An 18,320-nucleotide genomic window follows, 5' to 3' on the forward strand; every position below is an offset into this window, starting at 1 on the left:
TTTAGAGACGAACCTTGAAAAAATGTTACACTCAAATTTATTTATTTTTTGAAAAAACATTTCTACTTCTTAGAAACCCTTATTGTTAGGGGAAAATTACATGAAATTTATTTTTATAAAAATTGATCATTGTTTTTAATGATAAAAAAATGATGAAAAACAGAAGATTATTAATCTAATATTCTTCCGTAGAATCTACTGATGTCAAAATAGAATCCCGAAATTTTATACTTACCTTTTTCAAATTCCTGATAATCACATTTGCCAGTGTGGCTTTGTGCTTGGGTTTCCATTTGAAATCTGTTTAAAAGGACATACTCATCCGTAACAGAAATCACATGAAAGCCTGTCTCACATTTCAGACCATCCCCGGAGGTAAGAATTGCATTTAATAATCCATGGAAATTTCCGGCAATTTTTTCTGCTGTGGCATCATCATTACTTAAATGATATAAATGAGCAAGATAATTCATTGCCCGTAGATCCAGTGGATTTTCCTCCAAAACATCCAGAAAAAGCTGAATTCCTTTAGAAAGATCTTTTTGCGAAATACCCTCCCCACGATAATACTTGGCAACCTCTTCCGCTTTCTTACCAATTTTATACGGCTGATATTCTTTTTGGAAGGTATAACCGAAATAAAGATGGCTGTAGTGATTGTTGGTAAGACTCGGATCATTCTGTTTTAATCTTTTTAAAAGGTTCGGATAATAGTATTCTGAATTTTTATCCTCAATATTTTTTTGAATCAGAAAATAATCAGGAGCCTTCAATTCCATTTTTTGAGCATGAAAGAAAGGAAGCAGAATTAAAAAGAATAAAGAAAAAAATACTTTAATATTCATGGTTTGTATGACGTTATTATCAATTTTTGACATGTTAAAAATACGGAATATGTATTAATCGAATTATATCGACTTGATATTTGCAAAAAAAACAATAAAATATTAACAAAGTGTTACTTTGTGTCAATAAATTTACTAACTTTATTCGGAATTTGGGACACTACCCCTAGTGTTGGGAGGGTGCCCAATGTGAATAGTAGTTTTTTAATTAAATCCAAAAATATAAATGAGCAATAACATCCAAGATGAATTTAAAGTCTTTAAAGACGAATTGAAGAAGTTGAATATCGAAGTACAGAAAGTTGTAAAAGTAGGAAATGGAAGTATGGACTTTCATGAGGTTTTCTACAAATCTCCAAGGTATGAAGAGGTAAAGAGTGTGTATGTCCAACGTCATAATCTGGACAGTATGATAGAGAAATTTAAACAAGCTTATCATTAAAATATAATGAGCGCCGCAGAAAATCTGCGGCGCTCACTTTTTATAGGATTAATCATCTAATCTTTATCCAGTGTTGAGGTTTTTTTGGTGTCTTTCATTCCGATATATACTACAAGAGAAAATAAGATACAACCTGTAATGTACCAATAGAAGTATTCTTCAGAACCAATTTTTTTAAACCAAAGGGCAATATATTCTGCAGTTCCTCCAAAAACAGCTACCGTAATGGCATAGGGAAGTCCTACCCCCAAAGCACGGATCTCGGATGGGAAAAGCTCAGCCTTTACCACAGCATTAATGGAAGTGTAGCCACTTACAATAATTAATGCAGCCATAATGAGGAAAAATGCACTCCACATTGAGGTTGTAGTGCTAAGTGCCGTCAAAAGCGGAACTGTACATAATGTTCCAAGAATACCAAAGCCTAAAAGAAGAGGACGTCTTCCTATTTTATCAGATAATCCTCCAAAAACAGGCTGAAGGCAGGCGAATATAAATAAAGATATAAATGAAATTAAGGTAGATTCTTCCTTGGTAAGATGAACGGTATTCACCAAAAATTTCTGCATGTAGGTGGTATACGTATAAAAAGCAAGAGTACCACCCAATGTTAAGCCTACAACAGTAAGTAAAGCTCTAGGGTGCTTCAGAAGTTCTTTTACAGTGCCTTTTTTCTCATCATTCACTTTTTTCTTGTTTTCAAAGGCTTCTGTCTCATGAAGATTGGCCCGAAGATACAATGCAATAATGGAAAGCATTGCTCCTATTACAAAGGGAATTCTCCATCCCCAATCTTCCAGCTGGGCTTCAGTCAGTAATAATTTTTGTAAAATAAGCTGAATTCCCAGTGCAATAAGCTGTCCGCCAATTAATGTTACATATTGAAAGCTGGAATAAAATCCTCGTCTGTCCTGGGTTGCCATTTCGCTGAGGTAAGTGGCAGAAACTCCATATTCACCACCTACACTCAGCCCCTGAAGTAATCTGGCAAGGAGCAATAATGCCGGTGCCAAAATTCCTATTGATTGATAGGTGGGTGTAAGGGCAATAAGCAATGAACCAAAAGACATCAACAGGACGGAAAGCGTCATCGCTCTTTTTCTTCCAATCTTATCCGCAATACTTCCAAACATCCATCCGCCAATAGGTCTCATAAGAAAACCAACAGCGAATATACCTGCAGTATTCATCAACTGTGCATTGAGGTCTGAATCCGGAAAAAAGGAGTGAGAAAAATAAATGGCAAAGGCTGCATAGGCATACCAATCATACCATTCTACAAGATTTCCGATGGAACCGCCTATAATGGCTTTAATTCTTTGACTGGTGGTAATAGAGGATGAATTCATATGTATTATTTTCCCGAAAATTTTGTAATAACGGCATCTAAAATACAAATTTTAGAAAAAAATAAACCATTCTGGAAAAGAACGGTTTAATATGATAAGGTTGTAATTTTTAAAATCTATATCCTAAGGAAAGTCCGCTTCTGAAACCAGCCCAAGGACCGTCTACTTTTATTTTGGCACCATTGGCATTGGTTTCTACGGTATATTTTACAAATGGAATATCCAGATTCTCTATCTCTTTTTTGAGCTGCTCCTGCATATCGGGAGTCAAAACGTAATCACTGGTCATTGTAAAATCACCTTTTCCACTTCCGTAGTGAGCTCCGGCAATCCAGAAATCGAGTACAAGATTTTGGCTTCTGGTAAGGAAAAACTGTACTCCCACCATCAGGCCTCCGCTGTTTCCATTGGTGTCCCCTTGGCCTTTAAGAGGGATTTGATAGGTGACATTCCCAGGACCATTATAGTCATAATAAAAATCAAAAGTGTTGGATGAAACATCAGAATAGCGATAGTAAGGTGCAAAATAAAATCCTTTTCCATATCCTTTTCCAATATAAAATCTGGGTTCTATCGTAAAATTAGTGGCTTTTACTCTAAGGTTCTGAAATCTTTTTTCATCCTCATCTTTCAAAAAAGCGTTGATGAAAGGTACTTTTCCCTCGGGCATTGTTCCGAAGCCTACATTTACAGAAAACCACTGGTTGATCGCTCTTTCATAGGTGAGATTAATATTTCTGAACGCATAAGCAGTAACGTTGGTCTTGATGATATTCATCTTTTCTGCAGAGCTGTTTTCAATTTCCTGTGCACTTATTGTAGAAAACAATAAGATTGGAAGCAGCATGACTAATTTTTTCATAGCAATATATTTTGTGATGTTAAAAAGTACAGCAAAAAGCAATATGAATTTAACATAATAATTTGAATTTTAATAAAAAAAATGAATTTTTTTAAATGTCAGAAAGGGATAAATGTAATATACATCAGTAATTGATTGTCCTAAAAGTATAATTCCATTTCTGATATGAAAAAAACGATATATACCCTATGCCTTCTTTGTGGAACATTCATATTTGCACAGGAAAAGAAAAATGACTCTACAGATGCTGTGGCTACAAAGGAAATTCAGGAGGTTGTTTTAAAATCACAAAGAAAAAAACAGTTTGCTGATAAAGCTGTTTATACCTTTGATAAAGAAGCTTTGGAAAGAGCACGCTATGCAAAAGATTTACTCCGCACACTTCCCGAGCTACAGCTGGATCCTGTTTCGAATACAATAACCAGTACCAAGGGAGGAACTACCTTATTTTTAATCAATGGAGTAGAGGCAACAGACTTACAGGTTCGCAGTGTGGCGCCTGCTGAAGTGGTAAAAGTGGAATATTATGATATTCCGCCGGCAAGATGGTCTACGAGGGCAGATACAGTGATCAATATTCTGACAAGATCTACAGAGACAGGATATGTTTTTGGTGCTGATGTATTTTCTGCTTTAGATACAGGGTTTGTTAATGGTTCTGCTTATGCCAATTATACCAAAGGGAAAAATAATTTCGGACTAGAATATTCCCTAAATATTAGAGATTACAATGACAGACGTGTAAACAGCATCTACGATTATCAACTGAATGGTAATCATTACCGTTCTGATGAGAACAGGAAAGATCATTTTGGTTATACTTTTCAGAATATAGCATTACGTTATACGAGGCTTGTTCCGGATAATTATGCTTTTCAGGCAAAATTAAACATGGATATTTTCAGTAGATTTTCAAAAGGAGTTGGGCAAAGTATTTTCTCGGAAGATAATTTTAGTGAATCACATGCGATGTTTAAAAATAATGGATCAGATTATGTGATCCCTAAATTAGATTTGTATTATTCTAAAAAGATCGGTGAAAAAGATGAACTGAGTATTAATCTGGTGGGGTCGCATTACACGACCAATACTTCAGAAACAGCTAAAGAATGGATCGTAGGTTCCGGGATTTCTGTATATGATAATGATATGATGCTGAAAGCAAAACAAACAAGTATAGTAGGAGAGCTTGCTCATGTTCATGATTTTAAAAGTGGAAAATTGTCATCAGGATATCGTATTTCTAGATCTTCTATTTCCAATGACCTGAATAATCTTGCAGGCTATTCTCAATATAGCGTTACTTATTTGGAGCAATATTTTTATACGGAGTTTTCAGGAAAAATAAATCAATTCAGTTACCGAGTAGGAGCGGGTCTTACCAATATCCATAATAAGAGTGCTGAAAATGTTTTCGATGAGTGGAGCTTTACTCCCAAAGTTGTTTTAGGGTATCAGGTGAAAAATAATCAGAGCATTCGCTTTACGGGAAGCTATAGTCCGGTAAGCCCGGTAAGTAATGCGTTGAGTAGTAATGTGGTACAATTGGCTCCTAATATTGTGCAAAGAGGTAATCCTTTTCTGAAGTCGCAGCAGGTCTTTTCCAATAATCTGACGTATTCTTTTAATAATAAATATTTTGATTTCAATGCTGCTTTATTTTATCGCTATACAGATCGGGTAATCAATCAATATTATATTCAAGATAATGAATTGGGAGGTTATGCATTGACTTATGAAAACGGGAAAAGCGGACAAAGATATGGAGTACAGCTTACAGGTTCTTATAAACCCTTTGGAAACAGCCTGCTTGTTATAAAAGCCGTATTGGTACCTACTTCTGAAACCGTGAGAACAAGCAAGGGAGCTTTAATCAAGAATGATTATCTGGGGAACTATTTTGTGCTGTCTTCGGAATATAAAGCTTTTTCACTTCAGTATCAGTTCAATATTCCAACGTATAATCTTAACGGAGCTTTTCTTAATACCAATGAGAATCAGAATAATATTTTTGTGAGCTACAAGCACAAAAACTGGACGCTTTCTACCGGAATGTACTGGATGGGAATGCCATCTGAATATAAAACGAAAAGTCTACCGGAAAGCTTGGTTGATTATAAAGTTCATACCCAAATCATGAATAATAAATCAATGTTTGTATTAGGAATAAGCTATGATTTTTCCAAAGGAAAGAAAACTGAAATTCAGAGAAAACTGAATAATGAAACAGCGCCGGCTGCTACTTTTTAAATCAATATATTCCTTAATAGAAAAAATCCCCGTTCTTTACTTTTGAACGAGGATTTTTTATTGTTATTTCTTGATGAATTTCGTGTTTTTCTTTGCTTCAGAACTTTTCCCGCTTACTTCAATGAAGTAGGAAGCCGGAGGAAGATCAGAAACCGAAATATTTCCGGATTTTATGTCTGATGTCTTGATAAGTTGACCATCGAGGCTATAGATTTTTGCTGTAGAATAATTGTCGGTATTTCCCTTAAACCCGATAAAATCCTGTGCAGGATTAGGGTATACAATTAAGTTTTCTTTTTTAATCACATTGCTTACTGCCAGAAACGTCTCACTCAAAGCTTGTGCGCTTGACGTAGACTGATTGATTCCTAATAATGTAACGGTGATATTTCCATTGGTAGAACTTAGCAGTGGATATCTGTGGGTGGCGTCATAATAAGAATAAGCAGTATTGGTTACGGTTCCTATGGGGTTAGAATAGGTTAGATCGATAGGTGAGTATAGGTTAAAGTTCTGTGTAAATTTTACTCTGAGAACATTGCTATAAGTATGTCCGCCTACCATCAATGTTCCGTAGGCATCAGCGACGGTATTTAGTGTACCATTGAATAACCCGTTGGCTACAGATGAAGAAAATGTTCCTTTAGCAGTGTCATTTTGTGGAGTGTTGTAAGCTGTGGGATAGGTAATATAGGTTCCATTATCCAGTGTGAAATTCAAAGTAGCTTGAGGATTTACAATTCCGGTAATTTCAAGTTTTGTAGCCGATGCTTTATAAAAGATTGTTGTTGCCCCATCTATCATTTTAAGGTTTGATCCAGGAAATGTAGTAATTTCAGAAGATATTGGAGCTAAGTAATTGGTTTGTGAAGCACTTCCCATGACAAGGCTACCATTAGAAAATGTAACATTAGGTCCTGTGGCAGAGTTATCTACCGTTCCGGTTATCAAATTGTTGTTAACGACATCACTGATAACAGGATCGTGAGAAGCTTTTGTAAGGGTAATCTGTGCGGAAAGAACAGCTGAAGTTCCCAGTAAAAAGAGTATAGATTTTTTCATGTCAATTTTTTGTTAAATATAGTTAAAAACAGTTATTGTATTTTAATATAATTTACTTTCAATGAAATATCTAAAAAAACCGCCCGATAACTTCGGACGGTTGTTCTGTGCATTAAATATATAAGTTTAGTTGCTCATGATCATTTTGCGGTAAGCATGAATATCTTCAATGGTAACGACGCTCATCCCTTTTTTGATTGCAAAATCTACAATTTCCGGAAGTCTTGCCATGGAACCATCCTCATTGGTAAGCTCACAAAGTACGGCATCATCACCAAGGTCTGCCATTTTCACAAGATCTACACTCCCTTCGGTATGACCACGTCTTTCAAAGACTCCTCCTTTTTTGGCGATCAAAGGAAAAACATGCCCAGGGCTTGCAATATGTTCTGCCTGAGCATTGGCTGCTATTGCCGTTCTGATGGTTGTTACACGATCTTTAGCTGAAACACCGGATTCTACTCCTTCTCTGGCTTCGATTGTAATGGTAAATGCAGTTTGATTTTTTGAATTGTTGTTTTCCACCATTGGACGCAGGTTGAGGTGTTTACTTTTTTCCTCAGAAATGCATAAACAAACGATGCCGCTGCATTCGCGGATCAAAAGTGCCATGTCCTGTTCTGTAATAGTGGATGCGGGAAAGATGATGTCACCTTCGTTTTCACGGTTTTCATCATCTACTAAAAGAATACCTTTTCCCTGTTGTAATGTTGAAAGTGCCTTTTCTACACGTTCTTTGGAGGTTGCTCCGAATTGTTCTAATAATTTTTCCATGTTATTTTACTTTTAAAAGTTAAAATAGTCTTCGGTACATGGAAATGAAATACGTCACAACAAGAATCCGTAAGGAATCTTACTGTTCGTTTCATTTTCTTCTCCCATCCAGACTTTAACTGTCGGTTTTGGAATTTCACCAAATCAGTCCTCTCAAAAGAAAGGAGTCGCGGACTGTAACCGCCGGTAGGGAATTTCACCCTGCCCCGAAGAAAACTTATACTAAGTTTTGCTGTATGTTTTAATTTAAATTTTTATTTCATTGAATAAATTTAATGCACAGGCCGCTAATTTCGGGAAGTTTTTTGAAATGAGTACAATTCTTTGATTTTTTTTATCAATGGATACAAAAAAAACTATGCAGGTGACTTTTAATCATTCAGTTGCATAGGTTTTGAATTTTAAAGAAAAAACGGTTCTGTTCTACTTAATTTGTTGTAATTGTTCATTATAAAGTCCTATTAATAAACTATTTCCGTCTTTATCAGTTTTTATGCCGCCATAGGCTGCTTTTTCATATTTTTTGGCATGCCCTTCCTGAAAAAAGAAAGATTCGGCACCAATATTAATGTTCCACTGATTAGGAGAAGAATATTTAATCAAATGTTCTCCTGCTTTCAGAGGTATTGGATCTTTTTGAAACCTTACTGCCCGGGCAATGCCCTTTGTATCTAGTGTTACAACACAATAGCCTCGTTTGGGAATCTTTTCTGCGTCTATATTTCTTGAAATATCATATCTCAGACTCATATAGTCACCCTGCATTAATGAGCGGGGATCAACGGGGGCTAGTTTTAATAAAATGGGTTGCCCTTCCTTTAATAATGTCTCTTTTTCTGCTACCGAATAGTTGAAATATACCAGTAACAAAACCAGGTTTAAGAGTATGATTATCCATTTATACTTTGTCATCTGTTGTCAGTTTTTTGTGGGTGAAGAAATAAATTGCCAGAAAAATAACTCCGGACACGAATAAGAGTATTGATTTGGTTAGCAATGTAAAGTGAAGGTCATAGTAAAACTTTCCAATAAAGTAAACTAAGGCAATAATGGCTACAGCAAATCCGGTTCTGTAATTAACAAAAAAGCTTAACAGAATAATAAGCATGGCTCCTGATATAGTAGGTGTTAACAAGGTGGGTAATAGAAGTAAAACAGTAAGAACATAAACAATGCCCTTGTGTGTTGTATTGGTAATATGCAGAGTTTTGAATAAAAGGGTTACCACATAAAGGATGGCTAAAACGATCACGATAGAGGTGATATAATTGTAAAAAACAGGTACAGCAACAAGGGGTTCCATACTCAAAAATGCAAGTGTAGATAAGAATGAAAATACCATTCCTGTTCTAACCGGATCATACAGCTTAGAGAAAGTCCTGTTCCTTGTTATGATCTTTGCTTCCTGTAGAAAAAGAAAAGTGATGGCGATAACCTGCAGTGCCATAATGATATAAGGTAGGCTGTACATATTGTTGTCTGCAGCAAATGCTATAATACATCCGTTGATAATCAAAACTGAAATAAAGGAAAGAATATAGGTTTGTACGAAAAATAGGGTACATAATGACAAGAGGATAAACACAATATAGACGATATTTTCATCCTTGGAAATACCAAAACCCAGAAGGGTAAATCCTGTAATAAAAAAGGTAACACTCAGAGTATCCATGATGGTTTTGTCGGATAACCTGCTGATAAAGCCAGACCCTGCAATACAGATGCCTCCCAGTATAATGAGTCCTATTTTAGAATCGAAGATTTGTGCTATAAAAATAAAACCTAAAAACGCAAGACACGCCATTACCCCTCCGAAAATAGAGAGTATTTTGATGGATAATGACTGGTGGTTGGTGCTTTTTTCCTGATAGGCTGCAATAATGGCTTCTTCATCAAAATGAATTTCTTTACTGCTTGCGGCACGAAGATCGTCCAGTAAATTTTTTATATTTTCTTTATTTCTCATTTTTCCATTTTTTTTGAAGGTCCATCAGATTTTTAATAATGAAAGTAATGCTCACAATAACAAAAAGGCATACCAATAGAAATACAATTTCATTATCTCCTGTCCGGAAAAGTAAAGAGCAAATAATAATGACAATACTAAGTGGAATGATGGCAAAATAAAAGCTGTTTTTTGTTTTAAAACCATACCAGATTCCCAAGGCATATACGCAGGCACTCAGTAAGCATAAAAGATATAATGATGTTTCATCTCTATCCATAATTCCTATAGAGATCCCGAAAGTAGATATGCTTACAATGGCCAGAGACAGAATATTAGTAAACCAATTGGGAACACTGACTGTTTTTTTATAGTGAGAAAAAAGAAGGGAGCCTATCAATATAACGGTATTCAGCGCAAAAAGTAAGAGATTGAGGACCATGGTATCCCAGTCTTTTACCACTTGTTGTGAATATAAAACCAGAGTGGTATTAACTAAGGCTACATAAAGAAGCCACAAAGGAGCAAAATCCGAGATGAGCACCCATAGTGTTATAAAAATTGTCCAAGCCAGGAAGAAATCATAGGCATCGGCTCCGGTTTGATAGATTTGTCCAAATACGGCAAATAAAACTCCCACAAGGGCCGAGGCTCCGGTGAGAATAATATTCCGGATGGTAATGTTGATTTTGGGTAATAAAACCAGTCCGGTAGTAGCAATTACAAGGGCTTCTGTTAATCCTAATTTTGCAAATTTTGGCAGCTCTGCCCAGTTGTAGGCAAAGAAGAAAATAATGCCGGATACTGTAAAGCCAATTCCAAGACTGATAAGAAAAAACCGAAGAAATTTCTGCCAGGCATCTTTACTGCTATAAACATTGTTGGTAAGAATTTCGGAGATGTCTTTTTCGGTCAGATTGCTGTGCCGGTTAAGGATTTGAATGTCTTCTCTTTGTACGTTCTTCATTTAAGTTTTTTTTAATAGTCTATTTTAAAATTTTTAGACAATATTGAGGATAGCTAAAATCATTCCCTCAATATCTTTTCCATTTTTTTTCCTTTGGCCAGTTCATCTATCAATTTATCAAGATAGCGGATGTTTCTCATTAGTTCATCCTGAATGTCTTCTACTCTGTATCCACAAATCACACCCTTTATTAATGATACATTGGGATTCATGTGAGGAGCCTCGTTGAAAAAAGTTTTAAAATCATTTCTATGTTCCAGTTGTTGTTGCAGGCCCTGTTCATCATAGCCGGTAAGCCAGCAGATAATTTCGTGAACCTCTGATTGGGTGCGTCCTTTTTTTCTGCCTTTTGAATATAATGTGGATAAACACTGGCAAAAGCTGTGGTAAAGATTTTAGTGTTTTGCATGGCTCCGTATTTTTAGATTAGTTTTTTAGCTCAATCAGGAGCTGTTTTTTTTATTGAACTTTAAATAGCTTAATGGTATAGTCAAGCAATTTTTTATCTCCATATTCCCCATGCCCCGGAATTACAATTTTTACATTCGGATACTCCTTTTTTACTTTTTCAACAGTGTTGGACCATGTTGAAACGTTGGCGTCTCCTAAATATCCTTTGCTGGCTTCTAATTCTTTTAACAGGCATCCTCCGAACAAAATATTTTCGCTTGGAAAATAACCGACAGTATTGTCTCTTGTATGTCCTTCTCCGAAAAACTTGGCGACCACTTCTTCATTGCCTACTTTTAAAGTTATGAAATCATTAAAGCTGTTTTTAGAAACAACAAAATTATTCTTCTTCCCAAGTTCAATGGTTTTAGAGTAGGAATACGAGGGGATATTATGATTATGAAATACCTGCAACCCGCCCATGCTGTCGTCATGAAAATGAGTTGGAATAACAGCGTTGATCTTAGAATGGAGCGTTCCGGTGATCCATTGGATCAGTTCTTCTGAATCTTTGTCATTTGTTGGAGTGTCAAAAACGATTGCTTCCTGCTTGCTTGTGACGATGAGACCATTGCAGGGGACATTTCCGAAGTCATTGGTCTGTTTAAAAGAGGTATGGACAAACGAGTTTTCAGAAATTTGAGTAATAATTAAATTGTCAGATTTGTAAATTTCCTTAGCCTTAAATTTATCAGAATGCTGAGAGCTGCAACTGAAAATAATGAACGAAAATAAAATGATAAATATATGCTTAATGGTGAATAGTGCTGGCTTGTGATTTTTTATAGATATCATGATGATTGGTTTTCTGTAGAGAAAATTACTAAATTTCAACAAGTAATCATCATGATGAAAAAGTTATTCACATAATTTATCCACAATTTAAAAATAAATGTGGATAAACTATATGGGTTGTTTGTTTTAATTTAATGTATTAATTATCAGTTTATTTATTTTTAATTCTTGTGGTTTAAAAAAAGTTATCCACATTTTATTCGTAAGGAAATGATGAGTGTGGAAAAGTTATCCACATAATATTGAACATTATAAATAACCTAAAAAAATAGAATACTTATTTTATTTCTGATCCTTATAAATATTCCAGAAGTTGTAATCTGTCATGGGTGCATCCGTTATTCCTACATTTCTCCCCATGGTTACAATTTGCCCCCTGTGATAGGTCCCATGAAGAATAACATGTTGGATGTATTCATATTTTGAAAAATCACACTGAAACCATTGAGATTCTATCTTTACATTTTTTGTAAGATCTTCCTCAGAAAGGCTTTCCACATAATCCATTAGCTTTTGCGAATTACTTTTGATATTTCTAAAAACTTCTTCTTTGCTGGTTTCAGCAGTTGTTTTGGCAAAATCAAAGTCGTTGTTTTCAGAAATATGACTCCACCAATATTCTTGGGTCTGCCAAATATGATGTAGGGTTTTTAAAATGGTAGGAAAGCTGGAGATGGTTTCCTGATTAAGCTGTTCATCAGATTTTGTGGATAACCAGTCAATGTATTTATTGACCACCCAATTATTGTACTGAACGGTTTTGTTGATTAATGTTTTTAAGCTCATTGTATTGTTTTGTGTTGGTTTTAAAGAAAATTAAAGCCCAAAATGCCTATCCTGATCTCTATTTTCAGGATTAATGAGGGCCTTATTGCTGTAGGTGGCAGCTTCAAATTCACTGATGTTTACAGATAGAAAGGAAATATCCTGCAATAATTCTGTAAGCCGGATGCTAATCTGCCTGGATAGACTGGCCTTTTGTTCTGTACTACGGCCCTCCATAATATATCCGAAAACATGCAGGAAGTTTTTCTTTTGGTCACCCAATTGGTAATATTGATAGGGTTGGAGCCGCACTTTAATATCATTGATGGCAAACAAACCCGTAGAATCTGCAACTTTATATACAGCATCCATGATTTCTTCAGGCGTCTTTTGCAGGAGAATATCCTGTGAACAATCTATGATAAAATGAGGCATAGCGGTTAATTTTAATTAGTTTGTCGCTGGGGATCATTGTATTGCCAAAGAACATTGACAATCTTCCATGTATCGTTTAGTTTGGCAAGATGCATATAATCAATCCATTCATCTGCAATTAATTTGACCGAAGCTGTTTTTTGAGAAACATCAAGAAATTTGACTTCTTTTCTTGGGGAAGCAGGAAATTTATCCTTGTTTTTGTTATAGCTTTCTGCAAGTAAAATCATGGATTCAGCATTGGTTTCACGCAGATAATCTTTACCTGTGGCTTTGTCTTTCCAGAAAGTTCTTTTTACCATTCTGGGGTGTAAAGCACGTTCCATTCTGGATGTGTTGGGGGTATGCTGTGATTCAATATAATCCAGTGCCGCCTGTTTTATAGCCAATGAATCCTGTTGGGTTTGGCCTGAAACAAGCTGGTTTATTGAAAAGAAAAGAATATAAATGAAAAAATATTTCATATACAATTTATTAATGGTGATCTGTGCTTCCAACGATTTGACTATGGGTGAGATAGCCGATTAGAATACCATCGAAATTAATAAAAAAGACAATACAAAAAACAACAATTTTTCAAGGGATGTTTTTTGTATTGTTTGAATATCAGGTTTTACTTCACAGATTTCTTAATGCTGTAAGTAGGTTTCATTTTATTAGACATGTCAAGGACAATATCATAAATCCCATTTTCTTCTATGGGGAAATCATAGGCATCAAGGGCAATGCTTTTACCATCGTTATTTAAACCAAGGTTGTAACCCCAATCATTATTTTGTCTGAATTTTAACCCGCCTTTATTTAGCTGATAGTTTTTAAGAAAATAAATGTCCGGATTTTTGGGATCATTCTGCAATGGAATATCATTTTCACCCCAACCGGCAGGGGTTGCGTTTCCGATAATTCCCCAACGGATACTTTTCATTTCTCTCTTCCCTGTTTTTACACTGCCGTCTCGAAATTGAACAGTAAGTGAATTTATTTTCCCTGTTTCATCGGGCTTAAATGTAAAAAAAATCTTGTCATACAATTGAAATGAAGTATTGGTAATAGGGAATAATGAACATCTTGGATAATTTTTTTCCTTAAAGATAACCAGCCCGTCTACCACTGTTACATTGAAGTAGGTATCTTCAGCAGTATATATTCCCTCCAGTTTTTTTAAGTCCTGCGGATTTATCTTAGCTGCTACTGTAGTGTAAGGCTTGTTGTATAATATGCTTTCTATCTTTGGGATAATGGCATCTGTATGGGATAATTCAGAATTAGAAATTACAATAACGCAAATGTCATCTTCCAAAACCCTATAATATCTGCTTCGGTAGCCAGGCCCGCCACCATCATGTCCCGCTTTCTTTTTACCAAATACGGTGGAGCTGTCAGTCCCCAGTCCATAATGATCATTAAGATAAGGGGTAAACATTTTTTCAATAGTTTCTTTTTTCAGAATCTTATAATTTTTCAGGCTCTCATTGAATTTGAAAAGATCTTCAACAGTAGAATACATAGCTCCTGCAGCAAAAGGATGATCGGTTTTAAAACGAAGCGCTTCGTTGGAAGTATTCTCAGATAAAAACTCATATCCTAAAGCCTTGTTTTCATGGTTTAAAGCATTAAAATTAAAGCCGCTATTGTTCATCTGTAAAGGTTTAAGGATGTAGTTTTCTATAGCTTTATCATAATCTAAACCTGTTACCTTTTTGATGATATATCCAAGGATATAATATCCGGAATTAGAATAACTCCATTTTGTACCTGGCGAAAAATCCAACGGTTTTGCAGAAATATACTTTATGAATGTTGCTTCATCTACCGTGTTGTCAGTATTTTCGTCACTGGGAATTCCCGCGGTATGAGAAAGTAAGTTGGCAACAGTAATACTGTCTCCTTTTGGAAAGCCCGGATAATATTTGGATAGTTTATCATTTATAGACAGTTTTCCCTGTTCTTCCAGCTTGAGAATAACTGTTGCTGTAAACATTTTTGTAGTAGAGTAGATTCTATAAAGACTATTATTGGTATTTTTTTCTTTTTTAGGCCCATTTCTATACCCATAGCTTTTTTCGAAAATAATTTTTCCTTTTTCAGCAACGAGCACGGACCCGCTGAATTGTCCGGCTTTATCATAATTAGCTAATAATTGTTCTAATTGCTTGGTTTTCTGAGATAAAAAAGGATTAACGGCCACTAGTAAAATAAGGCAGGTTAAAATAGATTTCATGTATTTTTTTAAGTAAGACAATTGTAAATGAAATAGTATTACAGATTGTTTTCAAAAAAAGTCAATTTGTTTTCTAAGTTAATTTTTTCTTTTACTTGGATGACTTCAAAAAGGTATCCTATTTTCAGAGATTAATTTGCTTTTAAGTTTTTCTGCATAGGTATGTGCAAATTTTTCCTTTTCACTCTTAGGAATATTAAAATAAAAATCCAACCTTCTTTCTTTCTCTTCATCGTTCTCATCATCATTTTCAGGACGTTCTACTACTTCTAAATAATGAACATAATGCCCAAATTCGTGAGGTAAAGTTCTGTAAAGCTGGGTGTTTCTTACTAGGTCAGGTTTAAATTCAGCTATAAAGTTTCTTTTTGTTTCAGTAAAGATATGGCCATCTGTTTTCAGTCTTTCGAATTCTTTTTGATCTTCAATAGTTTGCTTTTTTGGCCATAATAATTTCTTTTCCAGGTCAATTGCATCTAAAATTATAGCAGGGTAGTATTCATCTTCGAATTCATAACTGTAAATTAATCTTCCCCAAACAGGAGATAGTATTTCCTCCTTTCGTTTTGGCTGTCTTAAAATAATGAACCGTAATTCTCCATAGTCTTCTGTAGGAATTTGTTCTATTATTTTTTTTATGTCACTGATGGAGCAAGAGTGGATAGAATGCTTGCGTGTTTCTTCAACAATAAATACAAATTCATGATTATTTATTGTCCAGATTTCTGTTCGATAAATGGTAAGCTGTTCGTGAAATGATTTTAAACTTCCATAAGGTGAAGATATTTTTAACTTGTTATTTTGTCCATAACCTTGCTTTTCAGTTCCTATATTTCTGTTTCTTCTGACTGGATTATGCATCTATTAAGGGTAGTTTTTTAATTGTAAAGAAGAATTATGAAAATTTTTATTGGATTGATCTGAACTATAAGTAGATATGGCAATAATTAAAATTAAATAAAATAGAACTGTAAAAGATGTTTAAAAATTTAGCGCCATGCTTTTTTTACTTTGTCTACTATTTCATTGGCCTTGTCTTCCGTAATCCAGTTGATTAATCTTTTTTCATAATCTTGAGTTATCAAAACAACAGAATAGGTAGTTCCTGTCCATGAAAAATGATAACGGACTCCATATTTATAATGTTCTATGCTATAATCTATTGCCTGAATATCCTTAATCTCATTTTTCAAGAATGTCTTTGGCTTTGCAAATAATTTATTTTTATAGCTTATCGTAATAGCATCTGCTTCAACATGAAATACTGTTCTCCCAAGGGTATTCCATAGCCAGATGTACAGGAATAGTATAAAAAATCCAATTGCAACTCCAGCCATTGATAGGATGCTTAAAATAGCAGAAATATCAATATTCTGAAGAAGCCCAATAAGAAGAATAATAACGATGACGCAAGAAGATAGTATTAATCCAATACTCATGGCAACAGTGAGTAGCCAGTTCGTACTGTTCTTTATTTCAATAGTTACAGGCATTATTTTCTATATTTTAATTGAAATACATTGCCTTCTGGATCGGTGCCGTCACACAACCAAAAATCATAATTTTCAAATGTCTTGATTTCTCTCATCTGGATATTTCTTGACAATAATTCATTTCTTGCAGCTTCAATATTCACATTAATTTCAAAAACGAGCTTGGTATTGCTATCAAACCGATATCCGGCTTCTATTTTTTCCAAATATTCATTTCCGATTTTATGAAGTCCAATATTGATATCACCGGCACTCATAAGGACCCAAATGTGATCTTCCTCAATCACTTTTAGATTGAAATTTTCAACATAAAAGTTTTTGAGCAGTTCAATATTTTGTACGTACAGGATAATGGAGTTCAGTTTTACATTCATTTCCTAAGGTGTATTGATAAATATTCAGTTGTGGAATAAATAAGATAATCTAAGCTTTGTATTTTATGGATGGTAAATAAGCTGTACAACACCGGATTTGAAAACATTCGTTTCAACAAGCTTTAAATTTAATCTTTCCTTTAGATCTTCAAAAAGAGGTTTCCCTTTTCCTAAAGCTACTGGGTGAACAGATATTCTGTAAATATCAACCAAGTTATTTTGAATAAAGTTTTTGATAAGGCTTGCTCCTCCATACAGCCAGATGTCTTTTCCTCCTTTCTTTTTTATCTCTGAAACTTTTTCTATAAGATCAGAATTGATAAAAGTGGCATTTTCATCTTCGCGGTTCTGGCTTGAAAACACAAATTTATTTTTTGCATGAATGGTTTTCCAGAAGTCATGTTCTTTTGGGTCAGCATTTTCGTCGGGATGGTAATTTCCCCATGCATCATAGCTCACTCTTCCATAGAAAATAGTATCAATACCTGAAATAAAGCCATCAAAATCCATGTCATCATCCATAATGCACCAATCGATTTCTCCGTTGGGACCTTCAATAAATCCGTCTAATGTTGTGGCTAGGTCTACTATTATTTTTTTCATGGTAAGTACTAAATAATTGAGTATTAAATGAGAGTTTTAAAGATAAGGATATTTTAATTTTTAATGATCATCAACCTTTATTTTGGTTCTGTAACTCCTATGATGACCCCGAAATTTCCATCTTTCTGAATCCATTTTTTCTCAGGAAGATAAGCTCTTGAAACATATCCATCCAAATACAGCGCATTTTTGCATCCCATTTCTTTGAACAGCTCTGCGAGGCTATAGAAATTGACCTCTTTTTTAGACATGGCAAAAATAATTTCCCCATTTTCCAGAATTCCGACTCCATTTCTGATATTCAGATTTTTAGAATCCTTTTGGAAAATTGGATTTATTTTTCCGTTCAGTAGTAACATTGGCCCGGATTGAGTTGCGTACTTGATGCTTGTATTTTGAATATATTTTTTTGTTTCAGAAATTCCCGGCTGATTGTTTTGGTTTACATAAAATATCCCATTAGGCTGAAGATAAAAGTTTCCGGAACCTTGCAGAGTGTCTATAGATTTCAATATTTTAGAATTCTCAATGTAAAGGCCTTTCGGAGAATTATCCAGCTCAAACATTCCGCCGTTCATGGCAAATACAAGCCTTTCGTTTTTGGATTCTACTTGATTCTTTAAGTGATCGATACTTTTCAGAATCTCATTTTTATCATTTTTCCAATACAACTTTAAGCTCTGTTTTT

The 18,320-nt window shown here is 34.7% G+C and carries 20 protein-coding genes, 1 pseudogene and 1 riboswitch; of the genes and pseudogenes, 2 read left to right on the forward strand and 19 right to left on the reverse strand.

Translation table 11 applies throughout. From position 1 onward, the window contains the following. Nucleotides 1-170: 170 nt before the first annotated feature. On the reverse strand, nt 171-845 hold the full coding sequence (locus C7D53_RS01105) for a DUF4919 domain-containing protein (RefSeq protein ID WP_106915535.1): 675 nt from the start codon (nt 843-845) through the stop codon (nt 171-173). Between the two features lie 226 nt (nt 846-1,071). Here C7D53_RS01105 and C7D53_RS01110 point away from each other — a divergent pair, with 226 nt between their 5' ends. After that, complete coding sequence (locus C7D53_RS01110; RefSeq protein ID WP_106914574.1) at nt 1,072-1,287, forward strand: hypothetical protein; 216 nt, start codon at nt 1,072-1,074, stop codon at nt 1,285-1,287. A gap of 56 nt (nt 1,288-1,343) precedes the next feature. On the opposite strand, the gene C7D53_RS01115 is transcribed toward C7D53_RS01110, so the two are convergent. Next, on the reverse strand, nt 1,344-2,636 hold the full coding sequence (locus C7D53_RS01115; RefSeq protein WP_106914575.1) for an MFS transporter: 1,293 nt from the start codon (nt 2,634-2,636) through the stop codon (nt 1,344-1,346). Nucleotides 2,637-2,745: 109 nt separating this feature from the next. Continuing rightward, on the reverse strand, nt 2,746-3,498 hold the full coding sequence (locus tag C7D53_RS01120; protein WP_106914576.1) for a DUF3575 domain-containing protein: 753 nt from the start codon (nt 3,496-3,498) through the stop codon (nt 2,746-2,748). A gap of 165 nt (nt 3,499-3,663) precedes the next feature. On the opposite strand from C7D53_RS01120, the gene C7D53_RS01125 reads away from it, so the two are divergent. After that, a complete protein-coding gene (locus tag C7D53_RS01125; RefSeq protein WP_106914577.1) occupies nt 3,664-5,748 on the forward strand; it encodes a TonB-dependent receptor domain-containing protein in 2,085 nt (694 codons plus the stop codon). Nucleotides 5,749-5,811: 63 nt separating this feature from the next. On the opposite strand, the gene C7D53_RS01130 is transcribed toward C7D53_RS01125, so the two are convergent. The 16 genes and pseudogenes from C7D53_RS01130 to C7D53_RS01205 form a co-directional block, all read right to left on the reverse strand. Then, nucleotides 5,812-6,810, reverse strand: coding sequence for a T9SS type A sorting domain-containing protein (locus C7D53_RS01130; protein ID WP_106914578.1), 999 nt, complete (start codon nt 6,808-6,810; stop codon nt 5,812-5,814). 126 nt (nt 6,811-6,936) lie between these two features. Beyond that, entirely contained in the window at nt 6,937-7,584 is a 648-nt protein-coding gene (gene ribB, locus C7D53_RS01135; protein ID WP_106914579.1) for a 3,4-dihydroxy-2-butanone-4-phosphate synthase, read from the reverse strand. Nucleotides 7,585-7,676: 92 nt separating this feature from the next. Next, nucleotides 7,677-7,802, reverse strand: a riboswitch (FMN riboswitch). Nucleotides 7,803-8,007: 205 nt separating this feature from the next. Next, the gene (locus C7D53_RS01140) at nt 8,008-8,496 is read right to left on the reverse strand and encodes a GDYXXLXY domain-containing protein (RefSeq protein ID WP_106914580.1); all 489 of its coding nucleotides are present in this window, start codon (nt 8,494-8,496) and stop codon (nt 8,008-8,010) included. After that, nucleotides 8,483-9,550, reverse strand: coding sequence for a DUF4401 domain-containing protein (locus tag C7D53_RS01145; protein ID WP_106914581.1), 1,068 nt, complete (start codon nt 9,548-9,550; stop codon nt 8,483-8,485). Before C7D53_RS01145 ends, C7D53_RS01140 begins: the two co-directional genes overlap by 14 nt. Next, the gene (locus tag C7D53_RS01150; protein WP_106914582.1) at nt 9,540-10,496 is read right to left on the reverse strand and encodes a DUF2157 domain-containing protein; all 957 of its coding nucleotides are present in this window, start codon (nt 10,494-10,496) and stop codon (nt 9,540-9,542) included. The genes C7D53_RS01145 and C7D53_RS01150 overlap by 11 nt, the downstream gene beginning before the upstream one ends. A gap of 59 nt (nt 10,497-10,555) precedes the next feature. Further along, nucleotides 10,556-10,905, reverse strand: a pseudogene (locus C7D53_RS01155) (DUF2200 domain-containing protein). A 50-nt stretch (nt 10,906-10,955) separates the two neighbouring features. Further along, nucleotides 10,956-11,741 carry a CHM family subclass B1 metallo-beta-lactamase gene (gene blaCHM / locus C7D53_RS01160; RefSeq protein WP_106914583.1) on the reverse strand — a complete coding sequence of 262 codons (786 nt, stop codon included), beginning with the start codon at nt 11,739-11,741 and terminating at the stop codon, nt 10,956-10,958. Between the two features lie 282 nt (nt 11,742-12,023). Then, complete coding sequence (locus C7D53_RS01165; protein WP_106914584.1) at nt 12,024-12,527, reverse strand: DinB family protein; 504 nt, start codon at nt 12,525-12,527, stop codon at nt 12,024-12,026. A 30-nt stretch (nt 12,528-12,557) separates the two neighbouring features. Beyond that, nucleotides 12,558-12,941 (reverse strand): 5-carboxymethyl-2-hydroxymuconate Delta-isomerase, encoded by a 384-nt coding sequence (locus C7D53_RS01170; RefSeq protein WP_106914585.1) that lies wholly within the window; start codon nt 12,939-12,941, stop codon nt 12,558-12,560. Between the two features lie 11 nt (nt 12,942-12,952). Continuing rightward, complete coding sequence (locus C7D53_RS01175; RefSeq protein WP_106914586.1) at nt 12,953-13,405, reverse strand: nuclear transport factor 2 family protein; 453 nt, start codon at nt 13,403-13,405, stop codon at nt 12,953-12,955. A gap of 149 nt (nt 13,406-13,554) precedes the next feature. Continuing rightward, nucleotides 13,555-15,162, reverse strand: a complete 1,608-nt coding sequence (locus C7D53_RS01180) for a serine hydrolase (RefSeq protein WP_106914587.1) — start codon at nt 15,160-15,162, stop codon at nt 13,555-13,557. A 105-nt stretch (nt 15,163-15,267) separates the two neighbouring features. Then, the gene (locus C7D53_RS01185; RefSeq protein ID WP_106914588.1) at nt 15,268-16,023 is read right to left on the reverse strand and encodes a hypothetical protein; all 756 of its coding nucleotides are present in this window, start codon (nt 16,021-16,023) and stop codon (nt 15,268-15,270) included. A 128-nt stretch (nt 16,024-16,151) separates the two neighbouring features. Further along, nucleotides 16,152-16,655 carry a hypothetical protein gene (locus tag C7D53_RS01190; RefSeq protein WP_106914589.1) on the reverse strand — a complete coding sequence of 168 codons (504 nt, stop codon included), beginning with the start codon at nt 16,653-16,655 and terminating at the stop codon, nt 16,152-16,154. Beyond that, nucleotides 16,655-17,029, reverse strand: a complete 375-nt coding sequence (locus tag C7D53_RS01195; RefSeq protein ID WP_106914590.1) for a VOC family protein — start codon at nt 17,027-17,029, stop codon at nt 16,655-16,657. Before C7D53_RS01195 ends, C7D53_RS01190 begins: the two co-directional genes overlap by 1 nt. A 63-nt stretch (nt 17,030-17,092) precedes the next feature. Then, a complete protein-coding gene (locus C7D53_RS01200; RefSeq protein ID WP_106914591.1) occupies nt 17,093-17,632 on the reverse strand; it encodes a dihydrofolate reductase family protein in 540 nt (179 codons plus the stop codon). A gap of 77 nt (nt 17,633-17,709) precedes the next feature. Beyond that, entirely contained in the window at nt 17,710-18,303 is a 594-nt protein-coding gene (locus C7D53_RS01205; RefSeq protein ID WP_228422137.1) for a phosphodiester glycosidase family protein, read from the reverse strand. Nucleotides 18,304-18,320: the final 17 nt, after the last annotated feature.

Source organism: Chryseobacterium aurantiacum (genome assembly GCF_003020585.1).
In the GTDB taxonomy this organism is placed as follows: domain Bacteria; phylum Bacteroidota; class Bacteroidia; order Flavobacteriales; family Weeksellaceae; genus Chryseobacterium; species Chryseobacterium aurantiacum.

What these genes read in the sequence shown, in the direction of transcription:
- C7D53_RS01105 (WP_106915535.1), bottom strand. Translation starts at nt 845, where the DNA reads ATGAATATTAAAGTATTTTTTTCTTTATTCTTTTTAATTCTGCTTCCT.
- C7D53_RS01110 (WP_106914574.1), top strand. Translation starts at nt 1,072, where the DNA reads ATGAGCAATAACATCCAAGATGAATTTAAAGTCTTTAAAGACGAATTG.
- C7D53_RS01115 (WP_106914575.1), bottom strand. Translation starts at nt 2,636, where the DNA reads ATGAATTCATCCTCTATTACCACCAGTCAAAGAATTAAAGCCATTATA.
- C7D53_RS01120 (WP_106914576.1), bottom strand. Translation starts at nt 3,498, where the DNA reads ATGAAAAAATTAGTCATGCTGCTTCCAATCTTATTGTTTTCTACAATA.
- C7D53_RS01125 (WP_106914577.1), top strand. Translation starts at nt 3,664, where the DNA reads ATGAAAAAAACGATATATACCCTATGCCTTCTTTGTGGAACATTCATA.
- C7D53_RS01130 (WP_106914578.1), bottom strand. Translation starts at nt 6,810, where the DNA reads ATGAAAAAATCTATACTCTTTTTACTGGGAACTTCAGCTGTTCTTTCC.
- ribB (WP_106914579.1), bottom strand. Translation starts at nt 7,584, where the DNA reads ATGGAAAAATTATTAGAACAATTCGGAGCAACCTCCAAAGAACGTGTA.
- C7D53_RS01140 (WP_106914580.1), bottom strand. Translation starts at nt 8,496, where the DNA reads ATGACAAAGTATAAATGGATAATCATACTCTTAAACCTGGTTTTGTTA.
- C7D53_RS01145 (WP_106914581.1), bottom strand. Translation starts at nt 9,550, where the DNA reads ATGAGAAATAAAGAAAATATAAAAAATTTACTGGACGATCTTCGTGCC.
- C7D53_RS01150 (WP_106914582.1), bottom strand. Translation starts at nt 10,496, where the DNA reads ATGAAGAACGTACAAAGAGAAGACATTCAAATCCTTAACCGGCACAGC.
- blaCHM (WP_106914583.1), bottom strand. Translation starts at nt 11,741, where the DNA reads ATGATATCTATAAAAAATCACAAGCCAGCACTATTCACCATTAAGCAT.
- C7D53_RS01165 (WP_106914584.1), bottom strand. Translation starts at nt 12,527, where the DNA reads ATGAGCTTAAAAACATTAATCAACAAAACCGTTCAGTACAATAATTGG.
- C7D53_RS01170 (WP_106914585.1), bottom strand. Translation starts at nt 12,941, where the DNA reads ATGCCTCATTTTATCATAGATTGTTCACAGGATATTCTCCTGCAAAAG.
- C7D53_RS01175 (WP_106914586.1), bottom strand. Translation starts at nt 13,405, where the DNA reads ATGAAATATTTTTTCATTTATATTCTTTTCTTTTCAATAAACCAGCTT.
- C7D53_RS01180 (WP_106914587.1), bottom strand. Translation starts at nt 15,162, where the DNA reads ATGAAATCTATTTTAACCTGCCTTATTTTACTAGTGGCCGTTAATCCT.
- C7D53_RS01185 (WP_106914588.1), bottom strand. Translation starts at nt 16,023, where the DNA reads ATGCATAATCCAGTCAGAAGAAACAGAAATATAGGAACTGAAAAGCAA.
- C7D53_RS01190 (WP_106914589.1), bottom strand. Translation starts at nt 16,655, where the DNA reads ATGCCTGTAACTATTGAAATAAAGAACAGTACGAACTGGCTACTCACT.
- C7D53_RS01195 (WP_106914590.1), bottom strand. Translation starts at nt 17,029, where the DNA reads ATGAATGTAAAACTGAACTCCATTATCCTGTACGTACAAAATATTGAA.
- C7D53_RS01200 (WP_106914591.1), bottom strand. Translation starts at nt 17,632, where the DNA reads ATGAAAAAAATAATAGTAGACCTAGCCACAACATTAGACGGATTTATT.